Below are 18,224 nucleotides of genomic sequence, written 5' to 3' on the forward strand. Positions count from 1 at the left end.
TTTATCAGATTGGCTGCACACCCGTTTGTTCGGGAAAAACCGCAGTGATGCCTATGTTAAGGCCTGTGTGGGAATGTAAACAAGTCCCGCAGCGATGACAGCGAGCCTCGGCGCCGCAGGAGTTGTAAGCAAAGGTTACAGGCGCTTATTTGAGTGAGCGTTTGACCCTCGCTGGATTTCCGGCCACCAGGGTGCCGGAGGGTACATCCTTGGTGACCACGCTGCCTGCTGCGACGACAGCCTCGTCACCTATGTGCACGCCTGGCAATATGATGGCGCCACCCCCGATCCAGACCCGCTCACCTATATGTATGGCGCGGGCGGTTTCCAGCCCGGCAATGCGGGGAGTTGCCTCCAGCGGGTGGGTTGCCGTATAGCACTGCACATTGGGGCCCAGCATGCTGTTGGCGCCGATTGTGATGGGGGCATTGTCCTGCAAAGTGGCGTTGGTATTGATAAATACTCCGGATGCCAGTTGCAGATTGATGCCATAACTGACAAAGAATGGCGTGCAGATCATGGCATTCGGTGCCAGATTGGGCAGTAGTCCTGGAGGAATATGGCCATCGGGATCCAGATTGGCTTTGCGGTTTAGCCCTTGCTGTTTGGCACGAAAACGCAGCAGTTCAGGATCCACACAGCAATATTCCTCGCCGCTGATCATCTTGTGATAAATTTTCGCCAAGGCCGGGTTGTCGGTTTCAGTCAAGGAATTATTGGCGGCTTGAGAGTCTTGAATATCGGTCTGCATATTAGGCTAGATGGCCTTATCGTGAGGTGGATATCCTGAGTCTGCCGCCGGTGTAGCTGGTACGCAAGCAAGTCTTTGCCCTTTAGTCCGTCAGGCTCCATAATGGCGCGCAATTGTCACGGCATAAACTCAAGAGGTTGGATAGCCAAGTGCGTTTAGATAAATTTATCTGTGAGTCTACAGAGCTGACCCGTTCCATGGCCAAGAAGGCGCTGCACCGCGGTGAAATCAGTGTCGATGGTGAAATCGTCAAGGACTCCAGCTTCAAGGTGCGTGATGGCATGAGAGTGTGTTTCGATGGTGAACCTATCAGCTTGATAGGCAACAGATATCTGATGTTGCATAAGCCGGTCGATACCATCTGCTCAACCGTGGATGAAGTCTATCCTTCGGTCATCAGTCTACTGGAGATAGAAAAGCCCGAGAGCCTGCATATTGCCGGGCGCCTGGATGCCGATACCACGGGCTTGGTGTTGATTACCGATGATGGTCAGTGGTCGCACAAGCTAACCTCTCCCAAGAAGGAATGCGGCAAACGCTACCGGGTGTGGCTGGCCACCCCTGTTACTGAAGACTTGATCCCGCAATTTGCCGCCGGCCTGGCGCTGCACCGGGAAGAGGGGCTGACCCGGCCGGCGCAGCTGCAGCTGATTAGCCCGACCGAAGTCTTGTTGACCATTACCGAAGGCAAATATCATCAGGTGAAACGTATGTTTGCCGCTGTGGGCAACAAAGTGGAAGCCCTGCATCGTGAGTCAATCGGCGCCATAGAGCTGGATAGTGAACTGAAACCTGGTGAGTGGCGTTATCTGACCGAAGCCGAGATAGCCTCGGTAGGCTGAAGAAAAGGCACCAAGGCTATCGCCTTGGTGCGATACAGCTGATTATTGCTGCAGTTTAATCCGGCCGCTGATGGTGTTGATATTGACATCGGCCTGGCCGGAACCGCTTTGGAACTGCAGCGATTCAGCCTTGGTGTACTTGGCTTTTTTCGGTGAGTCCTGAGTCAGTTGGTTGTCAATCTTGCCACCTGGGCCACCGCTGATATCAAAGGCGGCATTCGGCAGTTTGGCAAACTTGAGTTCAATATCGCCACTGACGCTATCGACATTGGCATTGCCGGCCAGGCTTTGCATGGCAATACTCAAGTCGCCACTGACGGTTCTGGCCTTGAGCGACTCGGGAGCCTTCAGGGTCAACTGACTCTTGCCCGAGACCTGATCCAGCTCCACTTCAATGGCATCACTCTCCGCGTTCAGTTCGCCGCTCACCAGGCGATAACTCACCTTGCCCAGACTCTGTTTATCCTCAATGTCGCCGGAAACGGTTTCCAGATACAGTTCACCCTGGCTCCTCTGGGTGTGGATACTGCCGGAAACCGTGGTCAGTTGCAGATTGCCTTTGAGATCCAGGCCCTTGATATCACCACTGACATTGGCCGAGCTGATCTCACCCTCCAATCCTTGCAGGTCATAATCGGCGGAAACGCCTTTAAGCTTCATATTGACTGTGGCGGGCAGAAAGATCTCCAGCTTTGAGCCGTCTTTGTCCCGGCTGTTATAGCTCTTTGGCAGCTTGTCTTCGATAACAAAGCTGCCGCCCTGCTGACCAAACACCAGGCCTTCACTGAGCTCATCCAGCTTGCCCTTGATGGCGACTTCAGCCTTGTCCCAACTGCGGATCTTCACCTCTCCCCGCTGGATCTTGATATTCAATTTAGCTCCGGACTCCAGCGCCGCGCTTTGATCGACCTTCTCGGCCGCCTGCAATACCGGGTTCAGCAGCAGGGCTGAGGAGAGTAGGGTTAGTGATATCTTGTTCATATGCTGATTCCTTGTTGGTCGAGTTGAGTGGGCAGTTGTTCACCCCGGGTGAGCAGCTCTATCTCCCTTTGCTGTACCCAAAGCCAGAGTTGCCAAAGTTGTTGATCGGTCGGGTCTTGTTTTAGTGCCTGGAATATCTGCGTTGCGGCTTCCCTGAGTTCATCTATGCCGCGACTGAGCGGCGTGGTCATGCTGACCTTTTGCCATTGGCCGAAATTGACACTGGCTTCCAGTTGTTTCACCTGTTGTTGGTGTTGATACTGCAACTGCTCCAGCATGGCCAGCATCTGTGGGTCGACGTGGCTTTGGGTTTGCTGCAATCCCTGATAGCCGAGCAGGGACACCAACAGCAGGCTGCAGGCGATAGCCAGATTGCGCCAGCCGTTGCTGGATTTTGCGGCCTTGGGTGGCTGAGATTGTTCCAGCCTTGCGGCGATTTCAGGCCAGAGGTCGCGCTCGGGTGTTTTTTCCCGTGGCAGTTGTTCTATCAGTTGTTCCAATGTTGGCTGCTTGTTCATGACAACATCTCCTGAAGCAAGTTTCTTGCCCTGTGGTACTGCGCCTTGCTGGTGCCGGTACTTGTGCCCATCATGGCGGCTATCTCTTCATGGCTGTAGCCCTCAATGGCAAACAGCACAAACACGACTCTGGCCCGCTCGGGTAACTTGAGGATCTTGCGCTCCAACACAGAGGTTTCCTCCGTGTGGGTTGTGGTCGACTCTTCTGTGTCTGCCTCTGTGGTCACAGGTAGAAATCTGGCCCAGAAGCTGCGCTGTTTTTTCAAACTACTCAGTGCCTGATTGACGCTCAGGCTGTGCAGCCAGGTACTGAATTTGCTTTCACCGCGGAATTGGTCCAGCTTCTCCCAGGCACGGATAAAGCAGTCCTGGGTCATCTCTTCTGCCAGTGGCACCTGGCCAGCCAGGTGCAAACACAGTGCATAGACTCTGCCATGGTGCAGACGGTAGAGCTCGGCGAAGGCAAGCTTGTCCCCCAAACGGGCACGCTGCACCAGCGGGAAGTCCACTTCTTGCTGGTATCTGGTTTCTGTCAGCTGCGGGCTGGCATTCACTGGGCTGTCCTTAATGGTTTGGGCGAGTCATGGTAATTGGATAGTTTGACCCGCTTAAAAGGTTTAAAAAAGAATTAAAAAAATCCTCCAGTATTTTGCTTACTGAAGGATTATATTTAAAAATCATTGTTAATCAATATATTAGGTTTTGTTGCTGACTGTCAATTATCCTCTGTTTCCACGGTTTAATTCTGTTGCAGTTATTTGGCCGAGTCCAATGACCGGGAGCGGGCAGGTTCAAGTGTTATCGCCTGGATACAGGGTGCGATACACCAGATTGGCGGCCGATAAATCTCCCAAGGCGCTGCCAACACTCTTGAACAGGGTGATTTCCTCGCGGTTTTGTCTGCCGCTGTGTTCTGCGCGGCAAAGCTCGGCCAGCTCGGCGCTAACCTGCTCCAGGTGGAATACGCCTTCGGCCTTGGGGAGCAGCAGTTCTCCGGCCTCGGCAAACACATTGCTGCGGTTATCGACAAAGACCTGAGATCTGAGCATCAGCTCGGTATCGCACTCCCGCGCATCCTGATGATGATTGCCTACCAGATCGACATGGGTACCGGGTGTTACCCAGTTGCCATCAAACAGAGGCACGGGGCTGCCGGTGGCGCAGCTGATGATATCGGCGTTGGCAACATCCCGCTCTATCTCCTCGCAAAAACTGAGTCGGATATCCGGGCGTTTAGCACCTATCTGTTCCATTACCCTGGCAGCCTTATCCCGGCTGCGGCCCCGGATAGCGATTTCGGTTATCGGTCTGACGGCGGCATGAGCCAGTGCCATATAGCTTGCCAGATTACCAGTGCCGAACAGCAACAGGTGACTGGCATCTTCCCGTGCCAGTGAAGCAGCGGCCAAGGCCGAGACGGCCGCTGTACGCCAGTAGGTAATGCTGGTGCCATCAAGTAAAGCCAAGGGTTCCCCTGTTTCCCGGCTGAATAACAGTATCTGCGAGTAGAGGCTCTTGAGCTCGGCGTTGCGACTGGGGTTTTCCGGAAAGTAACTGAATGCCTTGACGGCAATTGCCGAATCATCCCAAGCCGGTAGTACGGCGAAGGCATCCTTGCTGCTGTTGTCCAGCGGGTAAAGGTTTCGCTTGGGAAGATCGGGGGCGTTGGCAAAGCTATGTTTGAGGGCGGTTATCAGGGATGGGAAATCCAACACCTGTTGGATTTGCTCTGCTGGAATGATTTTCATGGTGTTGCGCTTCCTTGTGTGCATTTTAAATTTTTGAATACTGTATGCAATTGTTGTTTGAAAGGCAAAAACCCTCATGAAAGACAGATGCTTGGCGCTTTCGGTTTTTTTGACTCAGTTAATAGAATTTTTTTTAGTTTTTTTTGCACTGTGACAAGGCTAGTGACTGTTTTTCAATAGGTTAATCATTGACAATATAAGGTGACATTTTTGTTACCGGATTAACTCAGCTAACACGGCAACAGAATTGCGACTATTTTTTTAGAGTGACTGTTTTTTATTGAGGTAACACCATGCTTATTCGCCACAAGTTGTTACTGAGTGCCGCTGTTTCGATAGGCGCCTTGGTATTGATGTTTGCACTGCAGCAATATTCCAGCTCGGTGCAGACTGAACTGTCCATCGCCATCCAGAAAGTGGTTGAGCTGGACAAAGAAGTATTAAGCATGCGCAAGAATGAAAAGGATTTTTTTGGCCGCCAGGATCTCAAGTATGTCGAGATACATCAGCAGGAAGCACAGGCCACGGCGCAGTTGATGCAAGAGTTGGCGGTCATCTTCAAGGAGTATGATCTCCCCGAGGCACCGATAAACAGCTTTAACCGTGATTTGGCCAGCTACCGACAGTTGTTTGCCGGTGTGGTGAAATTGCAACAGGAGATAGGCCTGGATCCCAAGAGTGGCCTCTACGGTGAGTTACGCTCTGCGGTGCACAATGTCGAAAGCTTGGTGGCAGAACATAACGTGCCAGAGCTTATGGTGTTGATGCTGCAACTGAGGCGTAACGAGAAAGACTTTATGTTGCTGCGGGATCTCAGCTACCTCAATAAGTTTGATAGCAATATTGAACGCTTCAATGAAGCCTTGAGCGCCAGTTTGCTGGACTACAGTGTTCGTAGCAATATTGAGCAACTGATGAGCAAGTACCAGCAAAGCTTCAAGAGTTTGGTGGCCAAGGAACAGCAGCTGGGACTCGACGAGTCCAAGGGCATGATGGGGCAGCTGCGAGAGGCGATCTTTGCCACGGAAAGCTCATCCACCAAGCTGAGAGAGTTGGCGATAGCCAAGGTGGAAAACGAGCAGCAGAACAGCTTCATGCTGGGATTGGCGCTGTTTGGCCTGATCGCCTTGGTGCTGGTGATTAGCACTGTGGTGATTATCCGCAGCATCATGGGGCCGGTCGAGCGTATCACAGGCATTATTTCCCGCATTGAGCAGCAAAAAGATCTGTCACTACGCTGCGATGTGGGCTCCAACGATGAACTGGGCATGATAGGACGTCATTTCAACAGCATGGTGGAGAGTTTCCAGAAGCTGATCGAGCAGGTTATCGAATCTGTTGATGCCATGCGCCAGTCCTGTGAAGAGCTGTCCCGCAATGCCATCAGCGCCTCGGAAGGTGTGTCCAAGCAGCTGAATGAAACCGATATGGTTGCCACAGCGATCACCGAGATGGGCGCCACCATAGACGAGATTGCCAAGAATACCGAACTGGCCGCCAGTAAGGCGGGGCAGACCTACCACAATGCCCAGGAAGGCCAGATTGGCGTTGAGGATACCATCAGCAAGATCCAGTCTTTGGCACAGCAGTTGGATGACTCGGCCAATGTGGTGGCCGAGCTTGAAAAAGACAGTCAAACCATAGGCAGCGTACTGGATGTGATCCGCGGTATCGCCGAACAAACCAATCTGTTGGCACTGAACGCTGCCATTGAGGCGGCCAGGGCCGGTGAGCAAGGCCGGGGTTTTGCTGTGGTGGCCGATGAGGTGCGCAGTCTGGCGATGCGAACTCAGGAGTCGACCGAAGAGATTGCCAGCATCATTCAAACCCTGCAGAGCCGTACCCATTCGATTGTGGATATCATGGAGCAGAGTCAGAAGCAGGGCGGTGAGAGTGCCCAACAGGCGGCCAGTGCCGGCACCTTGTTGGCGCAGATCAATGCCGATGTCACCAATATCATGGACATGAGCACTCAGATAGCCGCCGCCATTGAAGAGCAGAGTATGGTGGCCGCCGAGGTGAACAAGAACGTGGTGGTGATCCGCGATATTGCCGAGGAATCGGCTCAGGCGGCAGAAGAGAATGCCACTGCATCCGATGAGGTTCGCCACCGCGCCGATTACCTGCATCAGGCGGTGAGCCAATTCAAAATCTAGCTTTCCAGGCACAGGCGAAAACCGCGGCATGTCCGCGGTTTTGTTTTAGTTGCAGTCGTAGTCTTTAGCGGTTGTGGCTCTTTTTTGCTCTGCTGTGCAGACGGCTTTTTTCGAGGAATCTGTCAGGAATGGCGGCAAAGGTTTTTGGTTTACAAAAGGCTTGGAGCTGGCAGGGAATAAAAAATAGGCCCCGAAGGGCCCTCAGCGAGTTAGAGACGGAAGCGGGCCACTTCGGCGCGCATGTTTTCCGCCAGATGGCTTAAGTTGCTGACCGACTCGGTCAACTCGTTGGCTGCCTGGGCCGATTGTTGGGTGATGTCGCTTATTGCTATAATGCTGCGATTGATATCCTCCGCCACACTGCTTTGCTCTTCGGCTGCGGTGGCGATATGAGTATTGAGCTGGGCGATGGAGTCGACTGACACCACTATCTCTTTCAAGGCCTCGCCGGCCATATTGGCCTTGCTGTTGGCCTGCTCGACCTGAGTGATGCCTTGCTCCATGGCTGTCACCGCCTCCTGCACACCTGTCTGCAGGGTGGCTATCATGGACTCAATCTCCTGGGTTGAGCTGTGGGTGCGACTGGCAAGGGTTCTTACCTCATCGGCCACCACGGCAAAACCCCGGCCCTGCTCGCCGGCCCTGGCCGCTTCAATGGCAGCGTTCAGTGCCAGCAGATTGGTCTGCTCGGCAATTCCCTTAATCACATCCAGTACCCTGCCTATGTTTTGGCTTTCATTGGCCAGATGGGTGATCACCTGCGCCGTACCCTGAATTTGCGCTGAGAGTGCCACCATGCTGGCAATCGACTCCTGCACTATTGAGTCGCCATTGGCGGCACTGGCATCGGCGCTGTGGGCCGAGTCGGCAGCGGCCGTGGTACTTTGGGCTACTTCGGAGACTGTGGCGGTCATTTCATTCATGGCGGTAGCCGTCTGCTCTGTCTCGGCCTGTTGTCTGTGCATGCGCTCGTTGGTTTGTTGGGTGAAGCTTGAGAGCTCGGTCGCCGAGTCGCTGACCGTATTGGCGGCATTGGCAATGTTGTTGAGTATCCCCCTGAGGTGAGATATCACATCTCTTAAGTTATCGGATATCTGCCCCAGCTCGTCGGCGTTGAAGGTTTTGAACTGCACGGTTAAGTCTGAGTCACTGCGAATTTTCTTCAGCTGGGTGAGAATATCGCCTATGGGTAACATGACGCTGCGGTTGACCCAAATACTGAGTAGCAAGCTGGCGATAATTGCCACACTGACCAGAGAGATAAACAGCACAACGGAAGAGGAGTAAAGGTTCTGAGCCTGATCTCTTTCCTGCCTGGCGACATCCAATTGCAGGGTTACCAAATCGGCAATCTTGCCACTGATGGGGTCTATCACCTGATAGAGAGGAATAATTTCCTGGCTGAGCTGGCCCTGAATATTACCGCTCATGGTGGCCAATTTATTTTGCAGACGTTTTATTTGCTCATCGGCGGGAATAAACAGCCGCTTGGCCTCATTGACCAGTTGTGACTCTCTGGCGGTTAACTGAGTGGCTGTGTAGTCCTGCCATCTCTGTTTGATGCTCTTGTCTGCTTCATCCAGTGCGGTTCTGGCTTGTTCGGCACTGAAATCTCCGGCATTGGCCTTATTGATGGCATCTATGACAAAGACGGCATAATCATCGCCAATGCTTTTGAGATCTTTGAGTGGTACAACCCGGTCGCTGTAGATATTTTCTACCCCTGAGTCGATTTTGTTCATGATATTGATGGCGATACCACAGAGTAGCAGCATCAAGAGAAGAGGCACGGCCATACCGAGCAACATCTTGTGTTTCAGCTGTAACTTCATGCTTGAGAACCTTAGTCCAGAGGGTAATACATCCTTGGATCAGGCTCTGTCATTCCAATTTGTTGAGCCATACAAAAGGTATAGCAAAAAAGTATGAAGCGCGTGAGACGAGAGAGAGGCAAATTTTGGATACAAAAAAACCTCGCATTGCGAGGTTTAAATGATTGGTACAGGTGAGAAGACTTGAACTTCCACGCCCGTGAGGGCACCAGCACCTGAAGCTGGCGTGTCTACCAATTCCACCACACCTGCACTGTTTTCATTTCGACTCTTTATGTGTTAATTGGTACAGGTGAGAAGACTTGAACTTCCACGCCCGTGAGGGCACCAGCACCTGAAGCTGGCGTGTCTACCAATTCCACCACACCTGCACACTTAGAGTCTAACGTACAGCTAACTATTATTGCAAAGTGGTACAGGTGAGAAGACTTGAACTTCCACGCCCGTGAGGGCACCAGCACCTGAAGCTGGCGTGTCTACCAATTCCACCACACCTGCACTGTACTGCCTTGCAATTTCCTCAGTCGCCTGAGCACCTTAAAGTTGAAGGTGGTGCCCGAACCCGGAATCGAACCAGGGACACGCGGATTTTCAATCCGCTGCTCTACCAACTGAGCTATTCGGGCGACGGCGTGCATTAAAAGACTTTTACGGTTTTGAGTCAACTCTTTTCTGAGAAATATTTCAAAATATCGCGTGTTTGAGCAAGTTTTACTCGAAAAGGCGCATATTGCTTAGCTTTTGAGCGAAAGCCGCGCCATTACTGGGCTAGGGGTGAATTAGCCAAATCGAAAACTCGACCTGTAAAGCCGGATCCTGAGGCTTAAGGGGGCTGGGCTTGGTCTTGCCCTGAAAACAAAACGCCCCACGTTAAAGTGGGGCGTTAAGGGATTAATCCTTGAGGAGGTCATTCCCCGGATAGTTGGCACGCATGACAGTGAGTACGTGCTGTTTTAACTGCTCCTGACCCAGCTCATCGTAGGCGGTGGCCATGATCTCAAGGGCGCGCTCTATCGATGGGGTGCCTGGATAGGTTTCCATTACAGACTGGGCTCTGATGGCGGCTGCGCTCCAGGCATTCATTTTCAGGTAGTATTCGGCCACTTTAACCGAATACAGCGCCAGACGATTCTTCAGGTGCTGCATTCTCTTCTGGGCGTCGGCCGCATACTTGCTGTTGGGATAAGTCTTGATCAGGCGCTCGAAGTCCTTGAAGGCATCGAGGGCAAACTGAGGATCCCTGTCGCTTCTGTCTATATTGAGCATGTCATGGAACAGATAGTTGTCGGCCTGCATATTCACCAGTCCACGCATATAGTAGACATAGTCTATATCCGGGTGGGTGGGGTTGAGGCGGATAAATCTGTCGATGTTGGCGACTGCCGACGGGGTATCATCCAACTTATAGTAGGCATAAATCAGATCCAGCTGAACCTGAGTCTTGTGTGGGCCAAAGGGGAAGCGGGAATCCAATGCCTCCAGTGAACGCACAGCCTTGGTATAGTTACCCAGCTCCATAGAGGTGCGGGCCTGGGAGTAGAGAACGTCCGGAGACAGCTTGCTGGTAATTAAGTCGTCTTCCGGTTTGCTGCTACAGGCCACAATGGCCAGCGAAAAAAAGGCTATGGCAGCGCCTTTGGCAATATTATGCATACTTGAATTCGATTCTTGAGTAAGTTGTAGTTAAGAATTTTTCCATTTCACGATAAAATGGCCGATTCCGAGTGTACCAGAAAGTACACAGTTTTTGACCCCATTAACTGGGGACGGTTCCTATGACGCAAGAGATTAATCTAAAAAGCGAGATATCAGCAACCCAAACCGGTCTGAGATTGGATCAGGCTTTGGCCGAGTTGTTCCCCGATTACTCCCGTACCAGGATCAAGGAATGGATCCTCGATGGCAAAGTGTCCGTTGATGGTACTGTGGTAAACAAGCCCAGAGAGAAGGTGTTGGAATCTCAGGAGATAGAGGTTCAAGCCACTCTGGAAGAAGAGGTGCACGCCGAGGCTCAGGCTATCGATCTGAATATCGTCTATGAAGATGATCATATATTGGTGATCAACAAGCAGGCGGGTTTAGTGGTGCATCCCGGTGCCGGTAACAGTGATGGCACTTTGATGAATGCCCTGCTGCATCATTGCCCTGAGATAGAACATGTGCCCAGGGCCGGTATTGTCCATCGTCTCGATAAGGACACCACAGGCCTGATGGTGGTAGCCAAGACAGTAGAAGCCCAGACTCATCTGGTGGCGGCGCTGCAGGCGCGTGACATTACCCGTGAGTATGAAGCCATAGTGCTGGGCACCATGACAGCCGGTGGTACAGTGGATGAGCCTATAGGGCGTCACCCCACCAAGCGTACTCATATGGCGGTGCACCACAGCGGTAAGCCGGCGGTGACTCACTATCGTGTGGCGGAAAAATTCCGTGCCCACACCCGCTTGCGCTTGAGGCTGGAAAGTGGCCGGACTCACCAGATCCGGGTGCATATGGCTTATATAGGTCATGTATTGGTGGGCGATCCCGTCTATGGTGGTCGTCCAAAACCCCCCAAGGCCGCCAGTGAAGCCTTCTTCGAAGTGCTGAAAAACTTCAAGCGCCAGGCGCTGCATGCGGTGCGACTGGAGTTGGTGCACCCCATCACCTGTGAGCTGATGAGCTGGCAGGCACCTATCCCCGAGGATATGGTCGAGCTGACCAAGGCGCTGCGTAAAGACACCGAAGAGCATCCGCCGGAGTATCTGTAACATGTATGGCTGCCACTGGCCGCTGCCTGCCAATGTCAGAATCGCCATGACCCAGCGTCATGGCGGTGTCAGCCAGCCGCCGTTTGACTGCCTGAATCTGGGGCTGCATGTAGGTGATGATCCCGCATCTGTGCAGGCCAACCGTGCTTTATTGGCAAAGCGGCTGGCTCTGCCCTGCGAGCCAGCATGGCTGGAGCAGGTACATGGCACAGAGGTGGTCGACCTGGCGCGTGACTCCCTAAGGATTGCCGATGGCAGCTATAGCGACAGCAAGGCGCATGTGGCCGTGGTGATGACCGCCGACTGCCTGCCCGTACTTCTGTGTGACAGTGCAGGCACCCAGGTGGCGGCGCTGCACGCCGGCTGGCGCGGTCTGTGTGATGGTGTCATCGAAGCGGGAATAGCCCGTTTTCGTCCCGGCTCTGAGCTTATCGCCTGCCTCGGACCGGCCATAGGCAAAACTGCCTTCGAAGTCGGCGGAGAAGTGCGCGCCGCTTTTTGCGATAAAGACCCCAGGGCCGACGACTGCTTTGTGGCCAAGGGGGACAAGTTTCTCGGCGATCTGCAGGGGCTTGCCAGGCTCAGATTGCAGCAGGCGGGTGTTCGGCAGGTATATGCCTTGGATGTCTGCACCTATAACAACAAAGACTATTTTTCCTACCGCCGAGACGGTCGTACCGGCCGTATGGCCTCGCTTATTTGGCTCACTGATTGAGTGGTTATTTCATTCGTCTGACTTGAAATTAGTTAAAGCATCCCCATCTTTAAGCTAACAAAGTAATACCTTATTTTGAGAGTTTCAGGAGGCTGTATGCGACTCGATCGTATGACCAATAAATTTCAGCTTGCTATCTCGGATGCCCAATCTCTGGCTCTTGGCCGTGACCATCAGTTCATAGAACCTGTCCATTTGATGATGGCTTTGTTGAATCAGGATGGCGGTTCAATTCATCCGCTGTTGACCCAAGCCGGTATCCAGGTCAGCACTCTGCGTTCCCTGGTAAGTCAGGAACTGGAGCGCTTGCCTCAGGTGGAAGGCACAGGCGGTGATGTTCAGTTATCCCAGGCGCTGATACGTTTGCTGAATCTGTGCGACAAGCTGGCACAGAAGCGTAAAGACAAATATATCTCCAGTGAGCTGTTTATTCTGGCTGCACTGGAAGGTAACGACACCCTGGCACAGTGTCTCAAGCAGGCCGGTGCCACCAAAGAGCTGATGGAGAAAACCATCGAAGCCGTGCGTGGCGGCCAGAAGGTGGACGATCCCAATGCTGAGGATCAGCGCCAGGCGTTGAAGAAATACACCATAGATCTGACCGAGCGTGCCGAGCAGGGCAAGCTGGATCCTGTTATTGGCCGTGACGATGAAATTCGCCGCACAGTGCAGGTATTGCAGCGCCGCAGCAAGAATAACCCTGTGCTTATCGGTGAGCCCGGTGTGGGTAAGACCGCCATTGTTGAAGGGCTGGCGCAACGTATCGTCAACGGCGAGGTGCCCGAAGGTATCAAAAACAAACGGGTATTGTCGCTGGATCTCGGCGCATTGGTCGCTGGTGCCAAATACCGTGGTGAGTTTGAAGAAAGACTCAAGGCTGTGCTCAACGAGCTGGCTCAGGAAGAGGGCCAGGTGATCCTCTTTATTGACGAGCTGCATACTATGGTGGGCGCGGGTAAATCCGATGGCGCCATGGATGCGGGTAATATGCTCAAGCCGGCACTGGCCCGCGGTGAGCTGCACTGTGTCGGTGCCACTACCCTGGATGAATATCGTCAGTATATTGAGAAGGATGCGGCGCTGGAGCGGCGCTTCCAGAAAGTTCTGGTGGATGAGCCCAGTGTCGAGGATACCATCGCTATTCTGCGTGGTCTGAAAGAGCGCTACGAGCTGCATCACCATGTGGAGATCACCGATCCGGCGATTGTGGCGGCGGCGACCATGTCCCACCGTTATGTGTCAGATCGTAAACTGCCGGACAAGGCCATCGACCTTATCGACGAAGCCGCTTCCAGCATTCGGATGCAGATAGACTCCAAGCCGGAGCCGCTGGATCGCCTCGAGCGCCGTATCATTCAGCTCAAGCTGGAAGAGCAGGCGTTGGCGAAGGAAAACGATGAGGCCAGTCGTAAGCGTCTCGAACACCTGCGCAGCGAGCTGGTGGAAGTGGAGCAGAAGGCGGCCGAACTCAACGAGATTTGGCACACAGAAAAAGCAGCGCTGGCGGGTACTCAACATATCAAGGCGGATCTGGAGCAAGCCAGACTGGATCTCGATGTGGCACGCCGCGCCGGTGATTTGACCCGGATGTCCGAGCTGCAATACGGCCGCATCCCAGAGCTGGAGAAACAGCTGGATCTGGCGTCTCAGGCCGAGATGCAGGATATGACCTTGCTGCGTAACAAGGTCACGGATGTTGAAATTGCCGAGGTACTTTCCAAGGCGACCGGGATCCCGGTTTCCAAGATGCTCGAAGGCGAGCGGGAAAAACTGTTGCATATGGAAGAGGCGCTGCATGAGCGGGTGATAGGTCAGGATGAGGCGGTCGATGCCGTGGCCAACGCCATTCGTCGTAGCCGCGCGGGTCTGGCCGATCCTAACCGGCCCATAGGCTCCTTCCTGTTCCTCGGCCCCACCGGGGTAGGTAAGACCGAGCTGTGTAAGTCGCTGGCCAAGTTCCTGTTCGACACAGAGAGCGCCATGGTGCGGATAGATATGTCCGAATTTATGGAGAAACACTCAGTCTCCAGGTTGGTCGGGGCGCCTCCGGGCTATGTGGGTTATGAGGAAGGGGGTTACCTCACCGAAGCTGTGCGCCGTCGTCCCTACTCGGTGATCCTGCTCGATGAGGTGGAAAAGGCACACCCGGATGTGTTCAACATACTGCTGCAGGTACTGGATGATGGCCGCCTGACCGATGGTCAGGGTCGTACGGTTGACTTCCGTAACGCCGTGGTGATCATGACCTCGAACCTGGGTTCCGACATTATCCAGGAGCAGTTCAGTCACCAAAGTTACGATGAGATGAAGGCTCAGGTGATGAATGTGGTGCAGCACCACTTCCGCCCCGAGTTCCTCAACCGGATCGACGAAACCGTGGTGTTCCACCCGCTGGAGAGCGAGCACATCAAGAGTATTGCCGCGATTCAGGTCGAGTCGCTGCGCCAACGTCTGGCAGAAAAAGAGTTCGAGCTGGAGATTACAGATGCCGCTCTGAGCTTTATCGCCAGAGCCGGGTTCGACCCTGTGTATGGTGCAAGGCCGCTGAAGCGGGCACTGCAGCAAGAGGTGGAAAACCCACTGGCGCAAAAGCTGCTTAGAGGCGAGTTACTGCCAGGGCAGCCGATCAAGGTGGACTATCGCGACGACAACTTGGTGTTTGAGCAGTAATCACACCATAAACCACACAGCAAAAAACAAAAAGGAGCGCTTTGAGCGCTCCTTTTTTTGCTTGAGTTAAACGACAAATTCAACTGATGGGTTTTAATCCGTCGTCTTTAGCCTATCAGTGACTGCGGGCTACGGCGATTTTGGCCAGGCTTATCAGCGCCTGCTTGTAGTCGGACTCAGGCAGCACCGAAAGGGCTTCTATGGCCTTGTCAGACTCTTCATAGGCCCTTTGTTGGGTATATTCCAATGCGCCACAGGTGTTGAGCGCATCTATTATCGCCTCGATATGCTCGGTGCCGTCACCTTGTTCAATCGCCTGGCGGATCATCTGCCGCTGTGGCTCCGTCCCGTGGGCGATGGCGTAGATGAGTGGCAGGGTGGGTTTACCTTCGGCTAGGTCATCACCTATGTTCTTGCCCAGCTCTTCGGCGTCGGCAGTATAGTCCAGCAGGTCATCGGTTAACTGGAAGGCGGTGCCCAGGTATTTGCCATAGTCGGCCAGCGCCGTTTCCATTTCGCTGTCGCAGCCGGCCAGCACACCTGCAAGACGGGTTGCTGCTTCAAACAACTTGGCAGTCTTGCAGTAAATAACCCGCATATAGCTGGCTTCTGTGGTATCCGGATCGTTGCAGTTCATTAACTGCAGCACTTCACCCTCGGCCAGTACGTTAGTAGTGTTGGCCAGCACCTGCAGTACCTTCATCGACTCCAGCTCTGTCATCATCTGGAAAGAGCGGGTATAAAGGAAGTCGCCGACCAGCACGCTGGCACTGTTGCCAAACAGGGCGTTGGCGGTTTCCCGTCCACGGCGCAGAGTAGATTCATCCACCACATCGTCGTGAAGCAGAGAAGCCGTATGAATAAACTCTATAATAGCAGCCAGCTTCAGGTGTGCTTCACCGCTATAGTCGAGTGATCTGGCCGCCAGAATCGACAGTAACGGCCGCATACGCTTGCCGCCACCGTTGATGATGTAGAACCCCAATTGATTGATCAGGGCAACATCAGATTCGAGTTGTTTGTAGATCAGTTGATTGACGGCTTGCATGTCGGCGTCAGCCAGCTGACGGATAGCAGTTAAATCCATAGTAGACTCTAGGTATGAAGGAACGCCGAATCGGCAGCTCCCGATAAGCTTAAATATTTTAATAGACCGAAGTTTACCTAAAATTAATGAACAAGACAGTAGCAGAGAGATCAATGTGCGAGTTAATCCGGTCTTTTTTTCTTCTTCGTCAATTAGGGCTTGCCAGTAAAGGATTCTTCGCGTAAACTCCGCGCCCATTGTCATTAAAGTTTTTGTAGCACCCAGCCTCATAGAGATGAGCCGGCGTGTTAAGAATTTCGGAGTAAAATAGCTATGTACGCTGTTTTTCAAAGTGGTGGTAAGCAACACCGTGTTGCTGAAGGCCATACTGTTCGTTTGGAAAAAATTGAAGTTGCCACTGGTGAGACTATCGAGTTCGATCAAGTTCTGCTGATCGCTGATGGTGAAAACGTCCAAGTAGGTACCCCTCTGGTAGCAGGCGGTAAAGTTGTGGCTACTGTTGTTAGCCATGGCCGTGGTGAAAAGGTAACTATCCAAAAGTTCAACCGTCGTAAGCACCACGAGAAGAAAATGGGCCACCGTCAGTGGTTCACTGAAGTTAAAATCACTGCTATCAACGCTTAATAGGAGTCTGACTCATGGCACACAAAAAAGCTGGCGGTTCTACTCGTAACGGCCGCGATTCAGAAAGCAAACGTCTTGGTGTAAAGCGCTTCGGCGGCGAATCAGTTCTGGCTGGTAACATCATTGTTCGTCAACGTGGTACTAAGTTCCACGCAGGTGTTAACGTAGGTATCGGTCGTGACCATACTCTGTTTGCCCTGACTGACGGCAAAGTTAAGTTTGAAGTTAAAGGTCCTAACAACCGTAAGTTCGTTAGCATCGAAGACTAATCTTCAAACCAGAATTGCTTGAGCCCCGCCATTGGTGGGGCTTTTGTTTTGGGCGAAAGCCATAGTTTCTGTTTTTTGGCGCCTTGCAGGGTTAGGCAGTATAATTGCCCCATTCCGTGGTGCCAGGAGTATGTATGAAGTTTGTCGATGAGGCAGTGATCAGAGTTGAAGCTGGAGATGGTGGCAGTGGCTGCGTCAGCTTCAGACGTGAAAAGTACGTGCCGGATGGTGGTCCAGACGGTGGCGATGGTGGCGACGGTGGCAGTGTTTATCTGCAAGCCGACGAAAACCTCAACACCCTGATTGACTATCGTTTTGAGCGTTTCCATATGGCCGAGCGCGGTGAAAACGGCCGCGGCCGTGACTGTACCGGTAAAGGCGGCCAGGACTTGGTACTCAAGGTACCTGTGGGTACCCGTGCGGTTGATGAAGAAACCGACGAAGTGCTCGGAGACCTGACCAAGCATGGTCAGAAGCTGTTGGTGGCCAAAGGTGGTTTCCACGGTCTTGGCAATACCCGCTTCAAGAGCAGTGTTAACCGTGCCCCCAGACAAAAAACGCTGGGCACCCCCGGTGAAGTGCGTAGCTTGCGTCTTGAGCTGATGCTGTTGGCCGATGTGGGCCTGCTTGGTATGCCAAATGCAGGTAAGTCGACCTTTATTCGGGCGGTTTCCCGCGCGACACCAAAAGTGGCCGATTATCCCTTTACCACCTTGGTTCCTAATCTGGGGGTAGTAAACCCACGTCCAGGGCAGAGCTTTGTGGTGGCAGATATCCCAGGGTTGATCGAAGGTGCCGCCGAAGGTGCCGGTCTGGGTATTCGCTTCCTCAAGCACCTTGAGCGTTGCCGTGTATTGCTGCATATCCTGGATATCGAGCCTATCGATGGCACCAGCCCGGCCGAAGCGGCCAAGGCGATTGTCACAGAGCTTGAAAAATACTCGCCCAAGCTGGCTTCCAAGCCACGTTGGCTGGTGTTCAACAAGACAGATCTGCTGCTGGAAGAAGAGCTGCAGGAAAGAGTCGACAGCATAGTCAAGGAGATGGGCTGGGAAGGGGATGTTTATACCATTTCGGCTTATACCCGTGAAGGCACCAAGGAACTGGCAGAAAAGCTCTATGACTTTATCAGCAGTCTGCCGGCGGAAGAGCAACAGCAAGATCCTGACGCCGATGTTGAGTTCAAATGGGACAACTACCATCAGGATAGCCTGGAAGATCTCAACGAAGACTATGATGATGAGTTCGACGATGACTTCGACGACGATGATTATGATGTTGAGGTTATTTACCAAAGATAATATCTGAGCGAGCCTGAAC

General features: G+C 53.0%; 16 protein-coding genes and 4 tRNA genes. 8 read left to right on the top strand and 12 right to left on the bottom strand.

Going from position 1 to position 18,224, the window contains the following annotated elements; translation table 11 throughout:
- Positions 1–145 precede the first annotated feature (145 nt).
- Positions 146–664, bottom strand: a complete 519-nt coding sequence (locus ACF8D4_RS03045; RefSeq protein ID WP_243757334.1) for a sugar O-acetyltransferase — start codon at positions 662–664, stop codon at positions 146–148.
- A gap of 236 nt (positions 665–900) precedes the next feature.
- Between ACF8D4_RS03045 and rsuA the strand changes: the two genes are divergently transcribed.
- Positions 901–1,593 carry a 16S rRNA pseudouridine(516) synthase RsuA gene (rsuA, locus tag ACF8D4_RS03050; RefSeq protein ID WP_145839670.1) on the top strand — a complete coding sequence of 231 codons (693 nt, stop codon included), beginning with the start codon at positions 901–903 and terminating at the stop codon, positions 1,591–1,593.
- Between the two features lie 42 nt (positions 1,594–1,635).
- Here rsuA and ACF8D4_RS03055 read toward each other — a convergent pair whose 3' ends face one another.
- The 4 genes from ACF8D4_RS03055 to ACF8D4_RS03070 all read right to left on the bottom strand — a co-directional run bounded on the left by ACF8D4_RS03055 (position 1,636) and on the right by ACF8D4_RS03070 (position 4,840).
- Positions 1,636–2,574, bottom strand: coding sequence for a DUF4097 domain-containing protein (locus ACF8D4_RS03055; protein ID WP_392466322.1), 939 nt, complete (start codon positions 2,572–2,574; stop codon positions 1,636–1,638).
- On the bottom strand, positions 2,571–3,092 hold the full coding sequence (locus ACF8D4_RS03060; RefSeq protein WP_115389865.1) for a hypothetical protein: 522 nt from the start codon (positions 3,090–3,092) through the stop codon (positions 2,571–2,573). Before ACF8D4_RS03060 ends, ACF8D4_RS03055 begins: the two co-directional genes overlap by 4 nt.
- Positions 3,089–3,646, bottom strand: coding sequence for an RNA polymerase sigma factor (locus tag ACF8D4_RS03065; RefSeq protein ID WP_371873330.1), 558 nt, complete (start codon positions 3,644–3,646; stop codon positions 3,089–3,091). The genes ACF8D4_RS03060 and ACF8D4_RS03065 overlap by 4 nt, the downstream gene beginning before the upstream one ends.
- A gap of 237 nt (positions 3,647–3,883) precedes the next feature.
- Positions 3,884–4,840: an ornithine cyclodeaminase family protein gene (locus ACF8D4_RS03070; protein ID WP_261752792.1), complete on the bottom strand. Its 957-nt coding sequence runs from the start codon at positions 4,838–4,840 to the stop codon at positions 3,884–3,886.
- A 293-nt stretch (positions 4,841–5,133) separates the two neighbouring features.
- Here ACF8D4_RS03070 and ACF8D4_RS03075 point away from each other — a divergent pair, with 293 nt between their 5' ends.
- Positions 5,134–6,996 carry a methyl-accepting chemotaxis protein gene (locus tag ACF8D4_RS03075; protein WP_392468306.1) on the top strand — a complete coding sequence of 621 codons (1,863 nt, stop codon included), beginning with the start codon at positions 5,134–5,136 and terminating at the stop codon, positions 6,994–6,996.
- A 209-nt stretch (positions 6,997–7,205) separates the two neighbouring features.
- Here the strand turns inward: ACF8D4_RS03075 and ACF8D4_RS03080 are convergent, their stop codons facing one another.
- The 6 genes from ACF8D4_RS03080 to ACF8D4_RS03105 all read right to left on the bottom strand — a co-directional run bounded on the left by ACF8D4_RS03080 (position 7,206) and on the right by ACF8D4_RS03105 (position 10,481).
- A complete protein-coding gene (locus ACF8D4_RS03080; RefSeq protein ID WP_071237049.1) occupies positions 7,206–8,828 on the bottom strand; it encodes a methyl-accepting chemotaxis protein in 1,623 nt (540 codons plus the stop codon).
- A 165-nt stretch (positions 8,829–8,993) separates the two neighbouring features.
- A tRNA-Leu gene (locus ACF8D4_RS03085) sits at positions 8,994–9,080 on the bottom strand.
- Between the two features lie 32 nt (positions 9,081–9,112).
- Positions 9,113–9,199 (bottom strand) — tRNA-Leu (locus tag ACF8D4_RS03090).
- A 40-nt stretch (positions 9,200–9,239) separates the two neighbouring features.
- Positions 9,240–9,326 (bottom strand) — tRNA-Leu (locus ACF8D4_RS03095).
- Positions 9,327–9,378: 52 nt separating this feature from the next.
- A tRNA-Phe gene (locus ACF8D4_RS03100) sits at positions 9,379–9,454 on the bottom strand.
- A gap of 265 nt (positions 9,455–9,719) precedes the next feature.
- Positions 9,720–10,481 (bottom strand): outer membrane protein assembly factor BamD, encoded by a 762-nt coding sequence (locus ACF8D4_RS03105; protein WP_025012059.1) that lies wholly within the window; start codon positions 10,479–10,481, stop codon positions 9,720–9,722.
- Between the two features lie 122 nt (positions 10,482–10,603).
- Here ACF8D4_RS03105 and rluD point away from each other — a divergent pair, with 122 nt between their 5' ends.
- The 3 genes from rluD to clpB all read left to right on the top strand — a co-directional run bounded on the left by rluD (position 10,604) and on the right by clpB (position 14,963).
- Positions 10,604–11,578, top strand: coding sequence for a 23S rRNA pseudouridine(1911/1915/1917) synthase RluD (rluD, locus tag ACF8D4_RS03110; RefSeq protein WP_025012060.1), 975 nt, complete (start codon positions 10,604–10,606; stop codon positions 11,576–11,578).
- A gap of 1 nt (position 11,579) precedes the next feature.
- Positions 11,580–12,293 carry a peptidoglycan editing factor PgeF gene (gene pgeF, locus ACF8D4_RS03115; protein ID WP_345851245.1) on the top strand — a complete coding sequence of 238 codons (714 nt, stop codon included), beginning with the start codon at positions 11,580–11,582 and terminating at the stop codon, positions 12,291–12,293.
- Between the two features lie 96 nt (positions 12,294–12,389).
- Positions 12,390–14,963, top strand: coding sequence for an ATP-dependent chaperone ClpB (clpB, locus tag ACF8D4_RS03120; protein WP_025012062.1), 2,574 nt, complete (start codon positions 12,390–12,392; stop codon positions 14,961–14,963).
- A gap of 115 nt (positions 14,964–15,078) precedes the next feature.
- Here clpB and ispB read toward each other — a convergent pair whose 3' ends face one another.
- Positions 15,079–16,050 carry an octaprenyl diphosphate synthase gene (gene ispB, locus ACF8D4_RS03125; protein WP_025890099.1) on the bottom strand — a complete coding sequence of 324 codons (972 nt, stop codon included), beginning with the start codon at positions 16,048–16,050 and terminating at the stop codon, positions 15,079–15,081.
- Between the two features lie 273 nt (positions 16,051–16,323).
- Here ispB and rplU point away from each other — a divergent pair, with 273 nt between their 5' ends.
- From rplU to cgtA, 3 genes are all read left to right on the top strand, one after another.
- The gene (gene rplU, locus ACF8D4_RS03130; protein WP_025012063.1) at positions 16,324–16,635 is read left to right on the top strand and encodes a 50S ribosomal protein L21; all 312 of its coding nucleotides are present in this window, start codon (positions 16,324–16,326) and stop codon (positions 16,633–16,635) included.
- Positions 16,636–16,649: 14 nt separating this feature from the next.
- Positions 16,650–16,904, top strand: coding sequence for a 50S ribosomal protein L27 (gene rpmA, locus ACF8D4_RS03135; protein ID WP_011760936.1), 255 nt, complete (start codon positions 16,650–16,652; stop codon positions 16,902–16,904).
- A gap of 134 nt (positions 16,905–17,038) precedes the next feature.
- Positions 17,039–18,205: an Obg family GTPase CgtA gene (gene cgtA, locus ACF8D4_RS03140; protein ID WP_025012064.1), complete on the top strand. Its 1,167-nt coding sequence runs from the start codon at positions 17,039–17,041 to the stop codon at positions 18,203–18,205.
- Positions 18,206–18,224 lie beyond the last annotated feature (19 nt).

Source organism: Shewanella sp. YQ_9 (assembly GCF_043103185.1).
Taxonomy (GTDB): Bacteria; Pseudomonadota; Gammaproteobacteria; order Enterobacterales; family Shewanellaceae; genus Shewanella; species Shewanella algae.

What these genes read in the sequence shown, in the direction of transcription:
- ACF8D4_RS03105 (WP_025012059.1), bottom strand. Translation starts at nt 10,481, where the DNA reads ATGCATAATATTGCCAAAGGCGCTGCCATAGCCTTTTTTTCGCTGGCC.
- ACF8D4_RS03075 (WP_392468306.1), top strand. Translation starts at nt 5,134, where the DNA reads ATGCTTATTCGCCACAAGTTGTTACTGAGTGCCGCTGTTTCGATAGGC.
- rpmA (WP_011760936.1), top strand. Translation starts at nt 16,650, where the DNA reads ATGGCACACAAAAAAGCTGGCGGTTCTACTCGTAACGGCCGCGATTCA.
- ACF8D4_RS03080 (WP_071237049.1), bottom strand. Translation starts at nt 8,828, where the DNA reads ATGAAGTTACAGCTGAAACACAAGATGTTGCTCGGTATGGCCGTGCCT.
- clpB (WP_025012062.1), top strand. Translation starts at nt 12,390, where the DNA reads ATGCGACTCGATCGTATGACCAATAAATTTCAGCTTGCTATCTCGGAT.
- ACF8D4_RS03060 (WP_115389865.1), bottom strand. Translation starts at nt 3,092, where the DNA reads ATGAACAAGCAGCCAACATTGGAACAACTGATAGAACAACTGCCACGG.
- ispB (WP_025890099.1), bottom strand. Translation starts at nt 16,050, where the DNA reads ATGGATTTAACTGCTATCCGTCAGCTGGCTGACGCCGACATGCAAGCC.
- rplU (WP_025012063.1), top strand. Translation starts at nt 16,324, where the DNA reads ATGTACGCTGTTTTTCAAAGTGGTGGTAAGCAACACCGTGTTGCTGAA.
- ACF8D4_RS03070 (WP_261752792.1), bottom strand. Translation starts at nt 4,840, where the DNA reads ATGAAAATCATTCCAGCAGAGCAAATCCAACAGGTGTTGGATTTCCCA.
- cgtA (WP_025012064.1), top strand. Translation starts at nt 17,039, where the DNA reads ATGAAGTTTGTCGATGAGGCAGTGATCAGAGTTGAAGCTGGAGATGGT.
- ACF8D4_RS03055 (WP_392466322.1), bottom strand. Translation starts at nt 2,574, where the DNA reads ATGAACAAGATATCACTAACCCTACTCTCCTCAGCCCTGCTGCTGAAC.
- pgeF (WP_345851245.1), top strand. Translation starts at nt 11,580, where the DNA reads ATGTATGGCTGCCACTGGCCGCTGCCTGCCAATGTCAGAATCGCCATG.
- ACF8D4_RS03045 (WP_243757334.1), bottom strand. Translation starts at nt 664, where the DNA reads ATGATCAGCGGCGAGGAATATTGCTGTGTGGATCCTGAACTGCTGCGT.
- rluD (WP_025012060.1), top strand. Translation starts at nt 10,604, where the DNA reads ATGACGCAAGAGATTAATCTAAAAAGCGAGATATCAGCAACCCAAACC.